Below are 19127 nucleotides of genomic sequence, written 5' to 3' on the forward strand. Positions count from 1 at the left end.
TGTTGTTCTCGTGTTGGCACGGCTCGGGCCGTGACTCTAGTTTTAAGCGACCACGGTATGTGGCACTGCCTTGAAACCACCAGCCAAACGCACGCAGGCCAGTGGCGGAGCAGGCGTTATAAGCCTGCCCCTGAACTACGGGTTATTCGTCGCCCAGCGACAGCAGCGAAGCATTGCCGCCCACTGCGGTGGTGTTGATCGAGGTGGTGCGCTCGTTGGCGAAACGCAGCAGGTAGCTCGGCCCGCCGGCTTTCGGCCCGGTACCGGACAGGCCGCAGCCGCCGAAGGGTTGCACGCCAACCACGGCACCGATCTGGTTGCGGTTGACATAGAGATTGCCAACCCGCGCCAGCTCCTCGATGCGCCGTGCGGTTTCCTCGTTGCGGCTGTGCACGCCGAGGGTCAGACCGAAACCAGTACCGTTGATGGCGGCCACCACCTGCTCCAGTTCACGGGCTTCGAAACGCACCACGTGGAGGATGGGACCGAAGTTTTCCTTCTTCAGTTCGTGAATGCCGCCGATTTCAAAGGCCACCGGGGCCACGAAGTGACCGTCCAGACCAGCAGGCAGCGCGGTTTCGGCAATCAGCTTGCCCTCGGCCTTGAGCTGGGTGATATGGGCCAGCAGGCCGTCCCGAGCCTCGGCGTCGATCACCGGGCCGACGTCACTTTCACGCAGATGGGTCGGACCAACCTTGAGCTCGGCCATCGCGCCCTTGAGCAGATCCAGCACGCGCTCGGCGATGTCGTTCTGCACATAGAGCACCCGCAGGGCCGAGCAACGCTGGCCAGCGCTGGTAAAGGCGGACTGCACGGCATCCTTGACCACTTGCTCGGGCAGCGCGGTGGAGTCAACGATCATCGCGTTCTGGCCGCCGGTTTCGGCGATCAGCGCGGCAATCGGCCCGGCCTTCTCGGCCAGCTGACGGTTGATGATGCGCGCGGTGTCGGTGGAACCGGTAAAGCACACCCCGGCGACGCGGGCATCGCGACAGAACACGCCGCCCAGGGTGGCACCGTCGCCAGGCAGGAAGGCGATCACATCCTGTGGCAGGCCAGCTTCGAACATCAGTTCCAGAGCGCGCGCGGCGATCAGGCTGGTCTGCTCGGCCGGCTTGGCCAGTACGCAGTTACCCGCAACCAGAGCAGCGGCGATCTGGCCCAGGTAGATGGCCAGCGGGAAGTTCCACGGGCTGACGCAGACGAAAATGCCGCGGCCTTCATGGAACAACTCATTGCGTTCGCCGGTGGGGCCCACCAGCTCTTCGCGGCCCAGACGCAGACGCGCCTGCTGGGCGTAGTAACGACAGAAGTCCACGGCTTCGCGCACTTCGTCGATGCCGTCCTGCATGGACTTGCCGGCTTCCACGGTACACAGCGCCATCAGCTCGGCGCGGTTGACTTCGAGCAGATCAGCCAGGCGCTCGAAGATGCTCGCGCGGCTGTCGATGGCGGTGGCATTCCAGCGCGGCCAGGCGGCATGCAGGGCATCCAGAGCCTGGGCGGCCTGGGCGGCGGTAGCGAAGTCGACGCTACCCACCTGCTTGCTCAGCTCATAGGGGCAATGCACGGCGCTGCTGGTACCGCTCAGGCGCTGGCCGTTGATGACCGGGGCGGCCTGCCATTGACGGGCCAGGTGCGGCTGATAGGCGAGCTCCAGCTCACTCCACGAAGTGTGAATGTTCATATTGAGGCCTTGGGAATTTTTCCGCGCAGGGCCAAACAGCGCCGGCGGAAGAGGGATTTTGTCATTACCGAGGGTTTTGAACTTGCGCAGTTGCGTCACCGGGTGATCGAGAAGGGACTCCACTGGCACGCTGGGGTCGACCAACTGGTGAACGAACGAGGAGTTCGCGCCGTTTTCCAGCAGACGCCGCACCAGGTAGGGCAGCAGATCCTTGTGCGCGCCCACCGGGGCATAGATGCGCACGGTCTTGGCGTGTTTTTCCAGCACGGTGTCGTACAGCGCATCACCCATGCCGTGCAGGCGCTGGAACTCGAACTCGCGCGGCTGCTTCTGCTCAGCGGCAATCGCCAGGATGCAGCTGACAGTGTGGGCGTTGTGGCTGGCAAACTGCGGATAGATCACCCCGCGGGTGAACTCCGACAGCAGGAAACGCGCGCAGGCCAAATAAGAGGTGTCGGTGCCTTCCTTGCGGGTAAATACCGGGTAGCCGTCCAGGCCCTGAACCTGACACTGCTTGATCTCGGTGTCCCAGTAGGCCCCCTTGACCAGACGCAGCGGCATCTTCTCGCCGAGCTCTTTACCCAGCAGGGTGAGCCACACCAGCACCGGCAAGCAGCGCTTGGAATAGGCCTGTACCACCAGGCCGAACTCGCCCCAACCCTTGAGGGCCGGGTCGCGCATCAGCTTTTCGTAGAGTTCCAGAGACAGCTCGAGGCGATCGGCCTCTTCGGCGTCCACCGAAATGCCCACGCCCAGCTTGCGCGCCCGCACCGCCAGTTCCAGCACATTGGCGAACAGTTCGCTGAGCACGCGCTCGCGCTGGGCCACTTCATAACGCGGGTGCAGGGCCGACAGCTTGATCGAGATCGACGGCTTCGGCCCCGGGCCGACCTGCGGCTCGGCACCGACGGTGTCGATGGCCTTGCGGTAGTCGGCCATGTACTTCTCGGCATCTTCGGCGGTCAACGCCGCTTCACCGAGCATATCGAAGGAGTAAGTGTAGCCTTTTTCGCGCTCGCCACGGCCGTTCTTCAGGGCCTCGGCGATATTGCGGCCAAGCACGAACTGCTTGCCCATCAGCTTCATGGCCTGGTTCATCGCGGCGCGGATCACCGGCTCGCCGGAACGCTTGATCAGCTTGCCGAGGACGTTTTTCGGCCGGCCATCGGCGGTATCCGGATCGACCACCTTGCCGGTCATCACCAGGCCCCAGGCGGCAAAGTTGACCAGCACGCTATCGCTCTGGCCGAGGTGACGCTCCCACTCGGCGGCGCTGAGTTTGTCGCGGATCAGTGCATCGGCGGTGGCGGCGTCGGGTACACGCAGCAAAGCCTCGGCCAGGCACATGAGCATCAGCCCTTCCTGGGTGTCGAGGCTGTACTGACGAAGAAGTGCGTCGAGGGTATCGACGGCGTTGTCCCGGCTACGTACATCCTGAATAAGGGTACGGGCACCGCGGCTGATGGCCGCAATGCCGGTCTCGCCGGGGTCGGCGAGCTGCAAGAGCTCAGTGAGATAGGCTGCCTCGTCAACGCTGTAGTTAGCGCTGATGACAGGGAAAAAATCGGCGGCCTTGGCGGCAGAGATCCGGTTAAGGAACTCGTCCTGCAAGACGTGACTGGCTTTAAACATCACGCCCATCCTCTTGTGGAGACTGTTTGTTATGGGTCTAGCGCAACATGGCTGATCTGACCAATGACAACTGGGCCAAAACCTGCGCACCGCGCCAGTGGATGGACGAATTTAGTTGCAGAACCATGAACGCTTCTTGCTGAAAGCTCTGGAGTTTTTGCGGAATACTCCAAGTACGGGAACTAATCGCGAACGGTTGTTTGAATAACCAGCGAAAGCTGGGCCAGCTGATGATACCGGCCGTACCGGCTGCGTCACCGCAGCTTGCCTTCCGGCCGCATAGATGCCTGCCATGCATCCGCAACGAACCGACCGGCACAATGAATTGCACGGCAGCCCTCGCTGTATTTCAACGAGCCGGCCTATGTCGTCCCGGCCACTGATCGCCTGCACTACCCGGCACCATCGCACTGCCTACACTGACGACATACCGGCGGGGAGCAGATCATGTCGAGCCATGAAGTATCCGAATATGCCATCTACCGCCAGGTGGTTTCACAGCTGATGCAGGGCGAAGAGCAATTACCCAGCCTGCCTACCATCACCCTGGACATTCGCCGGGCGCTGGTCGAACCCCAGACGACCGTCACACAGCTGGCCAGGCTGATCAGCCGCGACCCAGCCCTGAGCGCTCTGCTGATGAAATATGCCTGCAGCACGCTGTACCGACAGAGCCGGCAGCCGCAAAGCCTGCACGAGGTAATTCAGCTACTGGGCATGCGCGAGGTGGATCGCATAACCATGGCGCACAGCATCAAGAGCCTGTTTACCCTGCACAGCCCGACGCACAAGCAACTCTTTATCGACTCCTGGCAGCGCCTGGTGCTCAAGGCCAGCATCTGCTCCATGCTCGCCCGCCTGCTTAGCCGCATTGCCCCGGAGCACGCCCTGCTGGCCAGCCTGCTCAGCGAAGTGGGCACCCTGGCAGTGCTCTCAGCTTTCAAGGATGAGGATGCCATTCCCTCCAGCGAGCTGTACTTCAAGCTGTGCCGCGAATACAGCAAGCCACTGAGCATCATCGTGCTGAAAAAATGGGCCGTTGATAATGAGTACATCGATGTGATCCGCAGCACCGGCCACTGGCATATCAGCCGTGGCCAGAGCCTGAACCTCACGGACCTGGTCAACCTGGCGCTGTATCACGCACTCAAGGAGCGTGATGCCGCGAGCCATCTCCCCCCACTGACAGAGCTTGCCGCCTACCAGAAGCTATTCCCGCCCCAGGACTTTATCGGCGAGAACGGTGAACTGAGCCTGGTGATCCAGCACCGGGGCGATATTCAGGCCATTGCCCAGACGCTGCACTGACCCCAGTCGATCTCTGCCACAAACCGCCACATGCTTGGCCTAGGCTACGAACTCGATGTCCCGGGGAGCCCCCTTGAACCGTTCGCACCCCACCTGCGCAAGACCTTGGACACGGTTGCCGCCAACAACGAATCCGCCGCCATCGCCGCGATGCGCGCCGCCGAACGCATCAGCGATAAACGGTTCATTGCGACCCAGCGCATACCTTGGATGTTGTCCAGTTGCGCTACGCCCGGCCAGCAATCTGCGCTGCTAACGATCAATAATCTGCCCGCGCATGGGTGCCAGCCTGGCCAGTAGGCGGTTCTGTGCGGGAATGGCAACGCCCTGCTCGGTCATGGCGGCCTGCAGGTTTTCCACCAGGGCGTTGAAGTCGCTGGGGGTGAGGTTCAGGCCGGTGTGGCTCTCCTCCATACTGTCCCCCGTGTAGGTGCAAGGCCCGCCGGCCTCCATGCAAAACTGCTCCACCAGCTTGTCGCGCACGCGCTGGATATCGACATCCTCAAAGTGATGGACGATGCGCTTATCGCTGGCGATCTTCAGCAGCATGCTCTCCACCACCGTTTCGATCCCGGCCTGCTCACCCAGGGCACGGTAAAGGCTGTCGTCCTTGGGCGGTTGCTGGGCGCAGGCGCTGAGGGCCAGCAACAGGGCAATAAACGACAGGCGCATGTTCAGAAACTCCCCTGTACGGACAGATAAATCCCATCCTGATTATCCAGCGTGGCGATTTCACCCAGGCGGGCATAAGCCAGCACCACGGCCAGGTTCTTGTTGGGGAAGTAACCGAGAAACAGATCAGCCCAGTCGCTTTCGCCGGCAAAGCCCAGGTTGTCCGGCTTCTCTCGGTACTCCACGCCCAGGGCCCAGTGCGGATTGAGCAGCACGGCGATTGAGCCTTCCTTGAGCACCGAGTGGCGATCGCGACGGTCACCGCCGAAACCCAGCAGGCCCTGCTCGTTGGCCCGGCTATAGCGCAGGCCGCCGTTGAGCAGCAGGTTGTAGCCGAAGGCACCGCCGAGAATCAGCCGGCTGGCCGTCAGATAGCCTTCTGTATCCGAGCTGCGCTGCGCACCCACCAGGCTGGGAATCAGAAAATTGCGCTGGCGCTTGTGCTGCACGCCCAGGGATACCTGGGGCAGCGGATCGTAGATCAGATCGCCAAACAGGCGCACCTTGAGGCCGAAGATGTCTTGGCTGAGGCTGCTTTCCGGCAGACTCAGGTTGCGCGCCAGGGTGCCCAGATCGAAGCGCTGACGGGCATAGGATAGCTCGATGCGGTTATCGAACGAGGCGGCGAGACCGGCCACATCCAGACGGTAGTCGCCGGTCTCGACACGGGTTGCGAATACATCCGCGCCCCATTCGCCACGCTCGCCATAACCGGCCAGCACCGCCCAGGGGGTGATGCCGCCACCGGCGCTGCCGTCAATGCTGCTGGCACCACCGGTAGCTAGCAGGCGGCCATCAGCCAGGCTTAGGCAGGAGAACAGGCCAAGGCCCAACAGGCTGAGTATTCGCATCATGACTGAACCTCGCGGTTGGCTGCCTCGCGGTATTGCTCCAGCCAGCTTTCAAAGGCCTTGGCCGCCAGAGGCCGGCTGATCAGATAACCCTGGGCGGTGTCACAGCGCCAACGCTGCAGCAGGTGCAGGCAACGCTCATATTCAACACCCTCGGCCACCACCTTAAGGCCCAGGCTGTGGCTCATGTCGATGGTGGAGCGGACGATCACCGAGTCTTCGCTGGCCTCGTCCAGATCGCGGATAAACGACTGGTCGATCTTCAGTTCCTGCACCGGCATGCGCTTGAGCTGCGCCAGGGAGGAGTAGCCGGTGCCGAAGTCGTCCACCGACAGGCTGATGCCCAGCCCATGCAGCTCGTGCAAGACCTGCAGAGCCAGCTCGGGGTTGCGCATCATGCCGCTTTCGGTAATCTCGAAAACCAGTTGCTCGGTCGGCACCTTGTAGTGCGCCAGCAGCTGGGCCACCCGCTGCGGCAGTTGTGGGTCGATCAGATCGGCGGTGGAGATATTCAACGACACCTGCACCCGCAGGTTGCGGGCGCTCCACTCACGGAGCTGACGCATCACCTCTTCAATCACCCAGTTGGTAAGTAGCTGGATGCTGCCGGTGTGCTCGGCCAGGGGAATAAATTCCGCCGGCGAGACCATGCCCAGCTGAGGGTGCTGCCAACGCAGCAGCGCCTCGGCCTGCCGCACCCGGCCGGCGGCGATATCCAGCTTGGGCTGGTAGTGCAGCAGCAGCTCGCCACTTTCCGGGGCGCGGCGCAGATCGCGGATCAGCAGCATCTGCCGCTGCCGGGCATCGTCACGACCACGCTGATAGAGCTGCATGCGCCCCGGCTGCTGAGCCGCGTCCTGCATAGCAATGCCGGCACGGCGCAGCAGGTCTTCGACATTATCGCCATCGCTGGGGAAGGCGGCGATGCCGAAGCGGCAGTCCAGGGCCACCTCCTGTGCGCTGATGTGCAGCGGTTTGAGCAACAACTGCTGGAGTTTGTCGGCAATGCCCACGGCACTTTCACTGTCACAGTTATCTAGCAGTAGGAGAAACTCGTCCGCCACCAAGCGCGCCAGGCTGTCTCCGGGGCGCAGTACGCCCTGCAGGCGCTGACCCAGCTGCTGCAAGACTCGATCACCGCCCTCCTGACCGAGGCTGTCGTTAACCGTGCGGAAATTGCCGATGCCGATATGGATCAGCGCGGTGCTGCGTCCGGCGGTGATGGCGCTGCCTAGCCGCTCCAGTGCCAGGGTGCGATTGGGCAGGCCGGTGAGGGCATCATGCAGGGCGTTGTGCGCCAGTTGCCGCTCGCGCTCGGCGATCCCCGTCTGCATGGTTTGCAGGGCCTTGGCCAAACTGCCCAGCTCATCGCTGCGCTGCATGGCAATCGGCACCTGATAGTCGCCCTGCCCCACCCGCTCGGCCACTGCTGCCAGTTGCTGCACCGGCTGCGACACATTGCGCGCCAGCAACAGGGCACCGCCGAGGGACGCCAGCAAGGCCGCCAGGGCAATCAGCAGGATATTGCGATCCAGCCCGGCGAAGGCCTGTTCGGCCTGAGTCAGGGATTTGTGCAACACAGCCTGGACAACAAAACCTTCACCTTCGGCGAGCAACAGGCGCTCGCCCAGGTACTGCTGTTCGGCCAGGGTCTGTACCTGATCGAAGGACGGTGCCTGCAATACGGCCTGCAATTGCTGGCGCTGCGGCCCACTCAGTGTACTGATCCAGATATCCGCCTGGTCTGGCTGGCTGGCCACCAGGGTCAGGTCCAGATGGGTCAGCTCACGCAGCTCCGCGGCAAAGGCCTCATCCACCTGAAAGCCCATCATCACCCGGGCAATCGGTACGGGAGCATTGACCGTGGCCTGCACCAGCAGATAGAGGCGCGCGCCCATGGGCATCAGAAACACAGCTCCCCCTTCACGCTGACGCTGCATCATCTGCATGCTTAGCCATTGCGCGGTCTGCGGGCTGATCTGGCGGTCGGTACTGACCTCAAGGCTGCCATCCAGGCCGAGCATCATCACCGCCCCGGCATTGATCCGCGCGCCGTGGTTGGCCAAGGCCGAGCGGATGGTGTCGCTATCGCCGCTGGCCACAGCGTCCTTGAAGCCGAAGTCGGCCACCAGCACCTGCACCGCGTCGTGCAGCTGGCGCCCGCGCACCTCCAGCAGCTGTTGAAACACCAGGCTGCCGACCTCCAGCTGCTCGCGCGCCTGGGCCCGCACCGCCGCATTGGTGGCCGTCTGCACCGCGACATACAGCGCGGCGATCACCACCAGCAGCAACAGCACCAGTACGCTGGCGATCCGCCCCTGGAAACTACTGCGCAGCATCGCGAGCCTTCTTGAATGCATCGCCAAAGGCATTTTTCGGCGCACTGGCTGGGACGACCTCGGCGGGCTGTACGGCCAGGCTAAAGCGCTGCTGAGTGCCCGCCTCGCCCAGTTGCAGTTCACCGCCGGGCTGGCTCAGCATATCGGTCAACTGCGGGTGCCAGAGGCTGACCTGATAGCGCCCGGCTGGCAGCCCTTCGAGCTGCACGCGGCCCTGCTCGTCACTGACGGCAAACCAGGGATCATCAGTGACATACACATAACCCAGCATCCAGTCATGGATATTGCAGCCCAGCGCCACCACCCCCGGCGTATCGAACAGCACCGGCTCACTGGGCGTGCCCTTGTACAGGCGCAGCTCAAAGCGCTTGGCCGGGGAGAAGGAATAGACGTGATGACGGATATCGTCGCTATTGGGGAAACTCACCGCGCTGCCGCTGCGCACCGCCAGCACATGGGGCATAAATTGCTGAGCCAGCTGATCCATCACCCCGGCCGCTGCCGGCGGCGCGCCATCCAGCGGCCCCTGCAGGGTCAGCACGGCGTTGGCCAGGGGCTGACCCGCAGCATCGACCAGCTCAGCCTGCAGGTTGGCAGCCCAAAGCGGAGGCGCAGCGAGAACCAGCAGGCCCAACCATAACGGTCGGAAAACGGACGTACTCATAGACGGTACTCATATGGGACGCAGGCTGGCTTCAAGCTCGCGGCTTGCCCCCACCACTTCATGCGCCGGTGCCATGCAGCTTAGCCGGGCAACCACGGAACTGCACCCAAGCAATAGCGCCCGAAAGCCATTAAGCAGGCGCAAGCCTGATATAGCAGGGCTGTCGATACTGCAGGAATATGTTGCGGGTTTTTACTCGGCACCGCGCAAGCGCTTTGGCGTCAGCCCCAGGTAACGGCGCATGGCCGTGGTCAGGGCGCTCTGGCTGGAAAAACCGCACTCTTCGGCGATACGAATCAACGGCAAGCCGCTTTCACGCAACAGCCTGGCGGCGCGATCCAGCCGGGTTTTCAGCAGATACTGGTGCGGCGTCAGGCCCACACTGTCCTTGAACTGGGCATGAAAATGACTGGGGCTGAGGCAGGCCACCTGGGCCAGTTCGGCGACGCTGATACGCCGCGCCAGGTGCTCACTGATATAGCCGTCCAGACGCTCCAGGTTCAGCGGCCCCAGCACCCGCGCATGCTGCTCGCCAAACAGGCGCAGGTGCAGGGCACGCAGCAGAACGCCGCCCAGGGCACGTGCCAGCAGGGGGTCGGAACCGTAGCGGTCCAGTTCGGCCCCGGCGTAGTTCAGCAGGTTCTGGAAATCGGCATCCAGTTGCGGGTAACGCGGGGTTTCAAACAGATGGGTGAGAAATTCCAGGTCTTCGCTGGAGGTGCCCTGCTCGTTCAGGTCGATGATCAGCATGCGGTTATCGCCGATGCCGGCGAACTGATGATCAGCATCACCCGGCACCAGGCAGGCCCGCATGCGACATACCTCGCCGCCACGGCCATTGACCTCAAATTCCGCACGCCCAGCCAGCGACAGCACCAACTGGTGGTGGTCGTGGGTATGTTCGTGGGCCTGATCATCCAGGCACAGCAGACGGGCTTTGAGCATCGCTACGGCAATCCGCGGTGGTGTGCTGGCACTTTAACCAGTTGCGCGGCCTGCTGTAACCCCCACTGACCAGCGGCTGGCCGGGGTTGCCGAGCGCCAGCGACCCGACTCGTCAGACCTGGAGCACAGTTCGGGGGCAACCCAGCAGAAAACATGCACTAAATTAGCCACACACAGCCATCGACGCACGAAAATAGCGCGACTACAGCGCACATTGCCGGCTCCAAAGCCCGCTGCAGCGCGGTTTTGCCCAACTGGCAGGAGAGTTGCAGGCCCGCCATGCACGCTTTTCGTGCTGCCTGCCGATTCGAGGAGTCCTGCCATGGAACTCAGCATTGCCGTTGCACTGGCATTGGGCCTTTATCTACTGGGCCAGTGGTTGCACAGGCGCGCCAGCCAGCGCCATTACCAGCACCTGAACACGCTACAGAGCGCCACCCTGCAGCGTGCCCTCGAACTGTTGCAGCACCTGCAGAAACACCGCGGTCTGGGGGCGCAACAGGATATCGTCAGCGTCAGCCAACGTAACGCCATCGCCCGCCAACTCGATCAGCTCTGGCTGAACTGGCCCGGGCCCAGCCTGCAGCTGGCCCCACTGCAGGAAGACTGGCCCAGGCTGCGGCGCAATCCAGCCGATTTTTCCGCCCACTGCCAACTGATTGAAGGCCTGCTGAAAGTTATCGACCAGCTCGAGGAACGCCTGTGCCTGGCCGCGGGCGAACTGGGCGGCCTCGGCCAGGCCTGCCGGATACTCGAAGACCTGGCGCGCCTGCGCGGTCTGGCCGTACGGGCGAGCAACTACAAACACTGCCCGACAGGGCTGCAACAACAGATGCGGCAGCTCTGCCAGAAGCTCGACCAACCGCACAATACGGCCCCATTGCAGCAACTCCTGCAACGCATCGAGCACGATCTGATCGCAGCCCCACAGGTGCAGCTTGCCCCTGGTGAGTGCTTTGCGTTATTCGCCCCAGCGATTGAGGAGTGCGCCCAGCGCCTGCGTCTGCCCAGCGGAGCCCTTGGTCAGGGCTAGGGTTACGCCCGCCAATCTGCACAGCTATGCTGGCAAGCACTGACCACCGCCTGGAGTTGACCATGACTGCCCTCCGCTTGCCGTTACTACTCGGCCTTGCCCTGTTAAGCGCCTGTGCGCAGAAGCCCAGCAGCGTGACCCTGCAACAGAACCAGCAGAGCAAATGCCCGCTGACCCTGTACAGCGGTCAGCAGATGATTCTGCATATGCCGAGCAACCCCACCACCGGATTTCGCTGGCTGATCCGCGATTCCGCCTCCAACGTCCTGCAGAGCCTTGGTCCCGAGGTCTACAGCAACCCGGAAGACGCCGGCCTGGTCGGCAGCGCCGGGCGCTCGACCTGGCGCTTCCAGGCCAAGCAGCCCGGCGAAGGCCGCCTGCTACTGACCTATCAGCGCCCCTGGGAAGTGGGTGTGGTACCGGCGCAAAAATTCGACTGCACCATCAAGGTCAAGTAACCCGGCAGCGCGGGCGCGGCCCTATGGGTTATCGCGGCCGCACCGTTGCCAGGCCCCACGCCAGTGACGGTCGCGGCCGCCGCTAATCAACCGCAGCGCTGTGACCGGCTTAACAAGCAGAGCGGCAAGATATCGACTATAGAAGAGAGACACCCCTTCACTCAGGAAAACCAACATGACGGACACTGGGTATGCAGTTGGCCTATTCCTCATGCTGACCTTGCTTGCAGGCTGCAGCAGTCTTCTGCCCAGCGAGCAGGAAGAAGCCCTTTCCCCATTCGACGACTACCTGGATGCAGAAATCCGCTACGCCCAGGCCATCCCGGGAAAAACCACCCGCGCCGAGCTGTTCGCCCTAGGCTTTGACCCCTTGGCGGAGGGTAACGGCAAGATGCTCTCCTTTATCGACATCCGCCTGATGTTCGTGCAGCCCAATGTGCCCATCGACTACCTGCCCGAAGGCCTGCTGCACTGCCTGGAAGCCAAGGACCGCTGCGTCGGCTACTCCTTCGAGTTCAACAAGACCGACACCCAGCGGGTGGGTAACTTCTGGGCCGACGCCTTCAATTTCCGCAAGAAGAGTGAGCTGCAAGGCTGGATCTTCCGCTCGGTCTTCGTGCTGGTGGATGAGGTGCTGGTGCACAAACTCAGCAACGGCGAGCCGAACATCCGCCGCTACGAGGTCAAGCGCAATCCACTGGGGCCGCTGCAGGGTGCCGGCGAGTTCTTTTCCGACCAATTGAAGTAATCATGGTTTGGCTTGAGGCCGCACTTGGCTAAAATGCCGGCCTTTCTCGACCAGTGCGCAGCCACCGTGACCAAACAGCCCGACCGCCTCTTCGCCCAGCCCCTGGCCCAGGTGCCCGACTTCGCCTTCAACGAGGATGTGGTGCGGGTGTTCCCGGACATGATCAAGCGCTCGGTGCCGGGTTACCCGACCATTGTCGAGAATATCGGCGTGCTCGCCGGCCAGTTCGCCCAACCACACAGCGTGCTGTACGACCTGGGTTGCTCCCTGGGCGCGGTGACCCAGGCCCTGCGCCGCCATGTGCAGATCGAAGACTGCCGGGTGATTGCCGTGGACAACTCCAGCGCCATGGTCGAGCGCTGCCGCGAATACCTGCATGCGCAGGATTCGATGTTTCAGGAGCTGCTGCCGGTTGAAGTGATCGAGGCCGATATTCTCAGCCTGGAGTTTCAACCCACCTCGCTGGTGGCGCTGAATTTCACCCTGCAATTTATCCAACCCGAACAACGCCTCGAATTACTGACGCGGATCCGCCAGGCCCTGCTGCCCGGCGGCGCGCTGATCCTCTCGGAAAAGCTGCGCTTCGAGGATCAAGCGCAGCACGACCTGCTCGGCGAACTGCATATCGCCTTCAAGCGCGCCAATGGCTATAGCGAACTGGAAATCGCGCAGAAACGCAGCGCCATCGAGAAGGTCATGCTGCCGGACAGCCTGGAACAGCACCGCGAGCGCCTGCTGGCCGCCGGCTTCAGCCAGGTGGTGCCCTGGTTCCAGTGCCTGAACTTCGCGTCACTGGTTGCCCTGCCATGATCCATCGCCTCGACCTCGACGCCCTGCAAGCACAACTGGCCGGCACCCCGCTGCAGGACTGGGCAGCCGACCTGCCCGGACAGATCGACGCCAAGCTGGCGGTCGGCCATGGCGACCTGCCGCGCTGGTACGGCGCAGTACAGGCGCTGCCGCAACTGAACGTCGAACAGCTCGAACTGCTGCACAGCTTCAGTTTCAACGGCCACTGCGACGAGCCGACCCGCGCCGCATTGAAAAGCGCTTTGCAGGGCCTGATCCCGTGGCGCAAGGGGCCTTTTCATCTGTTCGACGTGCATGTCGACACCGAGTGGCGCTCGGACTGGAAGTGGCAACGGGTCGCCCCGCACCTGGAGCTCAAGGGCAAGCGTGTGCTGGATGTGGGTTGCGGCAACGGCTACTACATGTGGCGCATGCTCGGGGCCGGTGCTGACAGCGTGGTGGGCATCGACCCCAATTGGCTGTTTCTCTGCCAGTTTCTGGCGATGAAGAACTACCTGCCCGACCTACCGGCCTGGCACCTGCCGCTGGCCTTCGAGGAATTACCCGGCAAGCTGCAGGGCTTCGACACGGTGTTCTCCATGGGCGTGCTGTACCACCGCCGCTCGCCCATCGATCACCTGATCGACCTCAAGGACTGCCTGGTCAAGGACGGTGAACTGGTGCTGGAAACCCTGGTGGTGGAAGGCGACGCCCAGCAGGTGCTGGTACCCGAGGACCGCTACGCGCAAATGCGCAACGTCTGGTTCCTGCCCTCGGTGCCCGCGCTGGAACTCTGGCTGCGCCGCGCCGGCTTCGTCGACGTGCGCTGCGTGGATGTCAGCACCACCAGCGTGGACGAACAGCGCTCGACCGAGTGGATGCGCTTTCAATCGCTGCCCGAGTTTCTCGACCCCGCCGACCACAGCCGCACCGTCGAAGGGCTGCCGGCCCCCTGCCGCGCGGTGCTGGTGGCGCGCAAGCCCTGATCACTGTTGTCCGTCGTCACCGCGACGTCGGGCCGCCCTGCGCGCGGCGATTTCCCGCAGAGGCGCTGCCGCCCCCTGACTGACCGCATCCCGGGCATCGCCCAGGCGGGCGAGCCCACGGGCTTCGAGCTGCAGCAAATGGCGCATCTGACGCCGCCAACGCCACGCGCCCAGCCAGTCGACGATGGCATTCTGCAGGTCCATCGGCCACATGGCCGGCATATAGAACTCCGTCTCGCGCAAATCGTAGGCGCGGCGGTTGACGGGTACTTTGCGATCCTCTGAATCGGTCATGGCTGACCCTCCCTATAAATGACAGCCGCACCTGAACCTGCTGCATGCAGGTATCGACACGACTTGAATCAAGGGTGAATCGCGCCTATCGTTCAGACAAACGACAATTTCATAACACTAAGTTAATAAATACTTAAGGCTTAAGATGAGCATCCAACCTATCGCATCCACGCCAATGTCGCTGCCGTTACTGGAAAGCGATGTGCTCAGGACCTTTGTCGGCATCGCCGAAAGTGGCAGCTTTACCCGCACCGCCGCACAGGTTTACCGCACCACCGCGGCCGTCAGCATGCAGATCAAGCGCCTGGAAGAAACCCTGGGGCGCAATCTGTTCGTGCGCGAACCCAGGCGGGTCCGCCTGACCCCGGACGGGGAAATGCTGCTGGGTTATGCGCGGCGTCTGCTCAAGCTCAACGAGGAAGCGGTCGCCCACTTTCTCGCACCGGCACTGGCCGGCCGCGTCGGTTTCGGCAGCCCGACCGACCTCGGCAGCCGTGTACTGCCTGGGGTTCTGTCGATGTTCGCCCGCAGTCATCCAGCCGTGCAGGTGGACGTCGCGGTCGGCCGCAGCGCCGATCTGATCGAGAAACTGGACGCTGGCGAGCTGGACCTGATCCTGATCAACGCTGGCAACGACGGCCAGGACGACTCACGCGGCGAAATCATCTATTCCGAGGCGCTGGTCTGGGCTGGGCGCGAAGGTGGGTTGGCGGTACAGCGCTCGCCCCTGCCGCTGGCCCTGGCGTATCCGGGCTGCGCCTGGCGCAGGACCGCACTGGACGCCCTCGACCGGCTCGACCTGCCTTACCGCATCGCCTATTCCTGCGAACAGTGTGCCGGGCAGGAATCGGCCATGATCGCCGATCTGGCCGTGGCCCCCTTTCCCCGCAGCCTGGTCAAGTCGCCACTAAGGCGCTTGGGCGAAGAACACGGCCTGCCGCCGCTGGGCGACTATCACATCAAGCTGCTGCGCGGCAGCAACCGGGGCGATGCGGCGGCTGCGCTGGCCGTCCAAGTGCTGGCGGCGTTCCGCGATCAGCACAATTGAGTGAGCTCATGGCGTGCCGATCGTGCGTAAACCCTTATCGTAGGAGCGGCTGGGCGGCACTCCGCCATGCCTGCGAACCGCATATCGCGGGCATGGAGCTAGGCGTCGCCCCCGCCCCTACAGGGGATGTAATCAGCCGCGCCCTGACGCCGCAACAATCAGCTGTTTCATCTCAACCACCGCCTGCTTAAAGCCGACGAACAAGGCGTGAGCCACCAGAGCGTGGCCGATATTCAGCTCGTTGATCCCGGCAATCGCCGCCACTGGCTCGACGTTGTGATAATGCAGGCCGTGGCCGGCATTGACGATCAGGCCGTGCTGCAGACCGCAGGCCACACCATCGCGAATCCGCGCCAGCTCGCGCGCAGCTTCCTCTGGCGTATGGGCATCAGCATAACGGCCGGTATGCAATTCGATAGCCGGTGCGCCGACGCGCTTGGACGCCTCGATCTGCTGCAGGTCCGGGTCGATAAACAGCGACACTTCGCAGCCGATCTTGCTTAGGCGCTCGACCGCCGCGCGAATCCGCGACTCCTGCCCAGCCACATCCAGTCCACCTTCAGTGGTCAGCTCCTGACGAGTTTCCGGCACCAGGCAGACGTGTTCGGGGCGAATGCTTTCGGCGAAGGCGAGCATCTCCTCGGTCACGCCCATCTCGAAGTTCATCCGCGTCTGCATAACCTCCTTGAGCAGGCGTACATCGCGCTCCTGGATATGCCGGCGGTCTTCACGCAGATGCACGGTGATGCCATCGGCACCCGCCTCTTCGGCATCCAACGCGGCCTTGACCGGGTCCGGATAACGGGTGCCACGGGCCTGGCGCAGGGTGGCCACATGGTCGATGTTTACACCCAGCAGAATACGATTGGCATCAGTCACGGCTTGGCTCCTTGAGCGTCATAAACAGTTCGCGGCTGACCAGCGGTCGGCCACCTAAATGGGGGGCTAGAGCCTGGCGCATCAAGCGCTTGGCAGCGGCCAGGGCACCGGGCGCAGTCCAGTCCGCTTCGGCCATGGCCAACAACTCAGCCCCTTGAAAAGCTCCGGATTGCAACTGGCCAATCGGCACCAGCCCGGTTTCGGTATGCAGGCGATACAAACCAGCCGGGGCGATGGGCTGGCCTTCGCTGTCCAGATCCAGGGCGAAACCATAGCCCAGCTCATCGAGCAGGCGCCATTCAAAAGAGCGCAATAAAGGCTCTAGGGCACGGCCTTCGGCCAGCGCCAGCACAGTCATGGCGTAATGTTCGAAGACGGCGGGGTGGGGATCTTCGGCGGGAAGCAGGCGAATCAGCAGTTCGTTGAGGTACAGGCCGCTGAACAGCGCCTCGCCTACCAGCAGGTTGGGGATACCAGCAGGATCGAGGCGGCCGACATTCTTCAGCTCGCCACGCCCGCGAAACTCGGCTTCCAGCGGAATAAACGGCCGCGCCAGGCTACCAGCTTTGCCCCGCGCCCCGCGCAATACCGCACGCAGGCGGCCTTGCGGGGTAAGAAAGTCCACCAGCGCGCTGCTTTCACGGTAAGCGCGGCTGTGTAGAACATAGGCAGGCTGGCCAAGGGCAAGCATGGGGCTTACTCACAAAAGCGGGCGCAGGGCGCGCCCGAGGGCAACTCAGATGTTGTCGTAACCCAGGGAACGCAGCGCGCGCTCGTCATCCGACCAGCCACTTTTGACCTTGACCCAGAGGTTGAGCATGATTTTGGAGTCAAACATCACTTCCATATCCTTGCGCGCTTCCTGGCCGATGCGTTTGATCCGCTCACCCTTGTCGCCAATGATGATTTTCTTCTGGCCATCACGCTCGACCAGGATCAGGGCGTGGATATGCAGGATGCGCCCGTCGCGCTTGAACTCCTCGATTTCCACGGTGATCTGGTAGGGCAACTCGGCACCCAGCTGACGCATGATCTTCTCGCGCACCAGTTCAGCGGCGAAGAAGCGGCTGGAGCGGTCGGTAACCTGGTCTTCCGGGAAGAAGTGCACACCTTCTGGCAGACGCTCGCCCACCAGCTTTTCCAGAGTGTCGAGGTTATGCCCATGCTGCGCGGAGACCGGCACGATCTCGGCATTCGGCAACTGGGTGGCCAGCCACTCCAAATGCGGCATCAGCTCGGCTTTATCTTCAATGCGGTCGGTCTTGTTGATCGCCAGAATCACCGGGCCTTCGACGTACTGAATGCGCTCCAGCACCATCTGGTCTTCATCGGTCCAGCGGGTACGGTCGACCACAAAGATCACCACGTCGACATCCTTCAGCGCCGACGAGGCGTTTTTGTTCATATAGCGATTGAGCGCTTTCTCGTTGTTCTTGTGCAGGCCGGGGGTGTCGACATAGATGGCCTGAACCTCGCCCTCGGTCTTGATGCCGAGCATGTTGTGGCGGGTGGTTTGCGGCTTGCGCGAGGTGATCGCCAGCTTCTGGCCGAGGATGTGGTTGAGCAGCGTCGACTTGCCCACGTTGGGCCGGCCAACGATGGCGACATAGCCACAGCGTGTAACAGGTGTATCAGTCATTGCCATTCTCCACACCCAGGGCGATCAGCGCGGCAGCGGCCGCAACCTGCTCGGCGATACGCCGGCTGGCCCCCTGCCCCAGGGTTTTGTCATTTAATAAGGTGATCTGACATTCGACCACGAATGTCCGACAGTGCGGCTCGCCCTGGATATCCACCACCTCGTAACGTGGCAGCTCACAGCCGCGTGACTGCAGAAATTCCTGCAGGCGGGTTTTCGGGTCCTTGTTGGTATCGACCAGGGTCAGGCTGTCCAACTCGGTGGTCAGCCAGGCCAGCACCCGCTCACGGGCCGCATCCATACCGGTGTCCAGGTAGATGGCACCGATCAACGCTTCCAGGGCGTCAGCCAGGATCGACTCACGGCGAAAGCCACCGCTCTTCAGCTCGCCGGAGCCCAGGCGCAGGTACTCGCCTAGATCAAAGCCGCGGGCCAGAATGGCCAGGGTCTCGCCCTTGACCAGACGCGCACGCAGACGTGACAGCTGCCCTTCGCGGGCCAACGGAAAGCGCTGAAACAGCGCCTCGCCAGCGACGAAATTGAGGATGGCATCGCCGAGAAACTCCAAACGCTCATTATTGCGCCCGGCAAAACTGCGATGGGTCAGGGCCAGGACCATCAGGTCCTGGTCTTTGAAGCTGTAACCGAGCTTACGCTCAAGACGGGCCAGGGAATCACTCACGGCATGCGCACACGAAATTCTTTATCGAAACGCACCACCAGATCGATATTCTGGATCAGTGGTTCACGTTTTTCGTACTTCAGGTGGGCGCGGAATTCGTTGTTTTCCAGCTTTACCTTAAGCGCCTCACGCAGGTCCAGGTCGCGAATACTGTTGACCTCCATGCCTTTTCCGACATGGCCGTAGAACGCGCCAACACTACTAACTTCCATGGATGGGTCAGCGTCCACCGAGGTAATAATTTTTTCCAACGACATATAGTCGAGGTAGTGCGGAAGCATTTTAAACACCGCACTAGCAAAGAACGCGATGAACGCCAGCACCATCAGCCAGCCCAATATCGACATACCTTTTTGCGAACGCGCAAATTTCATATTTGACCCCAAGTATTTGAGTTATCCGATAGCCATCAAGGCTGGAGACAAGACTATATATAGCCTGCGACGCTGCATTTAACAGCGTCGCAAAATTAT

General features: G+C 62.4%; 19 protein-coding genes. 7 read left to right on the forward strand and 12 right to left on the reverse strand.

Translation table 11 applies throughout. The annotated features are described in order from the left end of the window. Positions 1–142: 142 nt before the first annotated feature. Positions 143–3319 carry a bifunctional proline dehydrogenase/L-glutamate gamma-semialdehyde dehydrogenase PutA gene (gene putA / locus VMP31_RS19855; protein WP_325509416.1) on the reverse strand — a complete coding sequence of 1059 codons (3177 nt, stop codon included), beginning with the start codon at positions 3317–3319 and terminating at the stop codon, positions 143–145. A gap of 447 nt (positions 3320–3766) precedes the next feature. Here putA and VMP31_RS19860 point away from each other — a divergent pair, with 447 nt between their 5' ends. Then, on the forward strand, positions 3767–4627 hold the full coding sequence (locus VMP31_RS19860; RefSeq protein ID WP_325509417.1) for an HDOD domain-containing protein: 861 nt from the start codon (positions 3767–3769) through the stop codon (positions 4625–4627). A gap of 252 nt (positions 4628–4879) precedes the next feature. Here VMP31_RS19860 and VMP31_RS19865 read toward each other — a convergent pair whose 3' ends face one another. From VMP31_RS19865 to VMP31_RS19885, 5 genes are all read right to left on the reverse strand, one after another. Then, positions 4880–5299 carry a group 1 truncated hemoglobin gene (locus tag VMP31_RS19865; protein WP_325509418.1) on the reverse strand — a complete coding sequence of 140 codons (420 nt, stop codon included), beginning with the start codon at positions 5297–5299 and terminating at the stop codon, positions 4880–4882. Positions 5300–5301: 2 nt separating this feature from the next. Further along, the gene (locus VMP31_RS19870; RefSeq protein ID WP_325509479.1) at positions 5302–6150 is read right to left on the reverse strand and encodes a DUF3034 family protein; all 849 of its coding nucleotides are present in this window, start codon (positions 6148–6150) and stop codon (positions 5302–5304) included. Then, the gene (locus VMP31_RS19875) at positions 6150–8489 is read right to left on the reverse strand and encodes a putative bifunctional diguanylate cyclase/phosphodiesterase (protein WP_325509419.1); all 2340 of its coding nucleotides are present in this window, start codon (positions 8487–8489) and stop codon (positions 6150–6152) included. Before VMP31_RS19875 ends, VMP31_RS19870 begins: the two co-directional genes overlap by 1 nt. Next, a complete protein-coding gene (locus tag VMP31_RS19880) occupies positions 8476–9153 on the reverse strand; it encodes a methylamine utilization protein (RefSeq protein ID WP_325509420.1) in 678 nt (225 codons plus the stop codon). The genes VMP31_RS19875 and VMP31_RS19880 overlap by 14 nt, the downstream gene beginning before the upstream one ends. Before the next feature lie 192 nt (positions 9154–9345). Further along, positions 9346–10098 carry an AraC family transcriptional regulator gene (locus tag VMP31_RS19885; protein WP_325509421.1) on the reverse strand — a complete coding sequence of 251 codons (753 nt, stop codon included), beginning with the start codon at positions 10096–10098 and terminating at the stop codon, positions 9346–9348. A 322-nt stretch (positions 10099–10420) separates the two neighbouring features. On the opposite strand from VMP31_RS19885, the gene VMP31_RS19890 reads away from it, so the two are divergent. From VMP31_RS19890 to cmoB, 5 genes are all read left to right on the forward strand, one after another. Further along, entirely contained in the window at positions 10421–11131 is a 711-nt protein-coding gene (locus VMP31_RS19890) for a hypothetical protein (protein WP_325509422.1), read from the forward strand. 62 nt (positions 11132–11193) lie between these two features. After that, on the forward strand, positions 11194–11589 hold the full coding sequence (locus tag VMP31_RS19895) for a protease inhibitor I42 family protein (RefSeq protein WP_325509423.1): 396 nt from the start codon (positions 11194–11196) through the stop codon (positions 11587–11589). A gap of 175 nt (positions 11590–11764) precedes the next feature. Then, complete coding sequence (locus VMP31_RS19900) at positions 11765–12337, forward strand: hypothetical protein (protein ID WP_325509424.1); 573 nt, start codon at positions 11765–11767, stop codon at positions 12335–12337. Positions 12338–12370: 33 nt separating this feature from the next. Next, positions 12371–13147: a carboxy-S-adenosyl-L-methionine synthase CmoA gene (gene cmoA, locus VMP31_RS19905; protein ID WP_325509480.1), complete on the forward strand. Its 777-nt coding sequence runs from the start codon at positions 12371–12373 to the stop codon at positions 13145–13147. Further along, positions 13144–14112 (forward strand): tRNA 5-methoxyuridine(34)/uridine 5-oxyacetic acid(34) synthase CmoB, encoded by a 969-nt coding sequence (gene cmoB, locus VMP31_RS19910; RefSeq protein ID WP_325509425.1) that lies wholly within the window; start codon positions 13144–13146, stop codon positions 14110–14112. Before cmoA ends, cmoB begins: the two co-directional genes overlap by 4 nt. Here cmoB and VMP31_RS19915 read toward each other — a convergent pair whose 3' ends face one another. Further along, positions 14113–14406, reverse strand: coding sequence for a hypothetical protein (locus VMP31_RS19915; protein WP_325509426.1), 294 nt, complete (start codon positions 14404–14406; stop codon positions 14113–14115). A gap of 145 nt (positions 14407–14551) precedes the next feature. Between VMP31_RS19915 and VMP31_RS19920 the strand changes: the two genes are divergently transcribed. Then, positions 14552–15454: a LysR substrate-binding domain-containing protein gene (locus VMP31_RS19920; RefSeq protein WP_325509427.1), complete on the forward strand. Its 903-nt coding sequence runs from the start codon at positions 14552–14554 to the stop codon at positions 15452–15454. Between the two features lie 132 nt (positions 15455–15586). On the opposite strand, the gene pdxJ is transcribed toward VMP31_RS19920, so the two are convergent. From pdxJ to VMP31_RS19945, 5 genes are read right to left on the reverse strand one after another with little or no spacing between them, the layout of a single operon-like run. Continuing rightward, on the reverse strand, positions 15587–16333 hold the full coding sequence (pdxJ, locus tag VMP31_RS19925; protein ID WP_325509428.1) for a pyridoxine 5'-phosphate synthase: 747 nt from the start codon (positions 16331–16333) through the stop codon (positions 15587–15589). After that, positions 16326–17024, reverse strand: coding sequence for a DNA repair protein RecO (gene recO / locus VMP31_RS19930; RefSeq protein WP_325509429.1), 699 nt, complete (start codon positions 17022–17024; stop codon positions 16326–16328). Before recO ends, pdxJ begins: the two co-directional genes overlap by 8 nt. Before the next feature lie 45 nt (positions 17025–17069). Then, a complete protein-coding gene (era, locus tag VMP31_RS19935; RefSeq protein WP_304864401.1) occupies positions 17070–17972 on the reverse strand; it encodes a GTPase Era in 903 nt (300 codons plus the stop codon). Next, positions 17965–18654 (reverse strand): ribonuclease III, encoded by a 690-nt coding sequence (rnc, locus tag VMP31_RS19940; protein WP_325509430.1) that lies wholly within the window; start codon positions 18652–18654, stop codon positions 17965–17967. Before rnc ends, era begins: the two co-directional genes overlap by 8 nt. Then, positions 18651–19028: a DUF4845 domain-containing protein gene (locus VMP31_RS19945; RefSeq protein ID WP_325509431.1), complete on the reverse strand. Its 378-nt coding sequence runs from the start codon at positions 19026–19028 to the stop codon at positions 18651–18653. Before VMP31_RS19945 ends, rnc begins: the two co-directional genes overlap by 4 nt. Between the last annotated feature and the right edge of the window lie 99 nt (positions 19029–19127).

The sequence above is a fragment of the Pseudomonas sp. genome, assembly GCF_035512415.1.
Lineage (GTDB): Bacteria > Pseudomonadota > Gammaproteobacteria > Pseudomonadales > Pseudomonadaceae > Aquipseudomonas.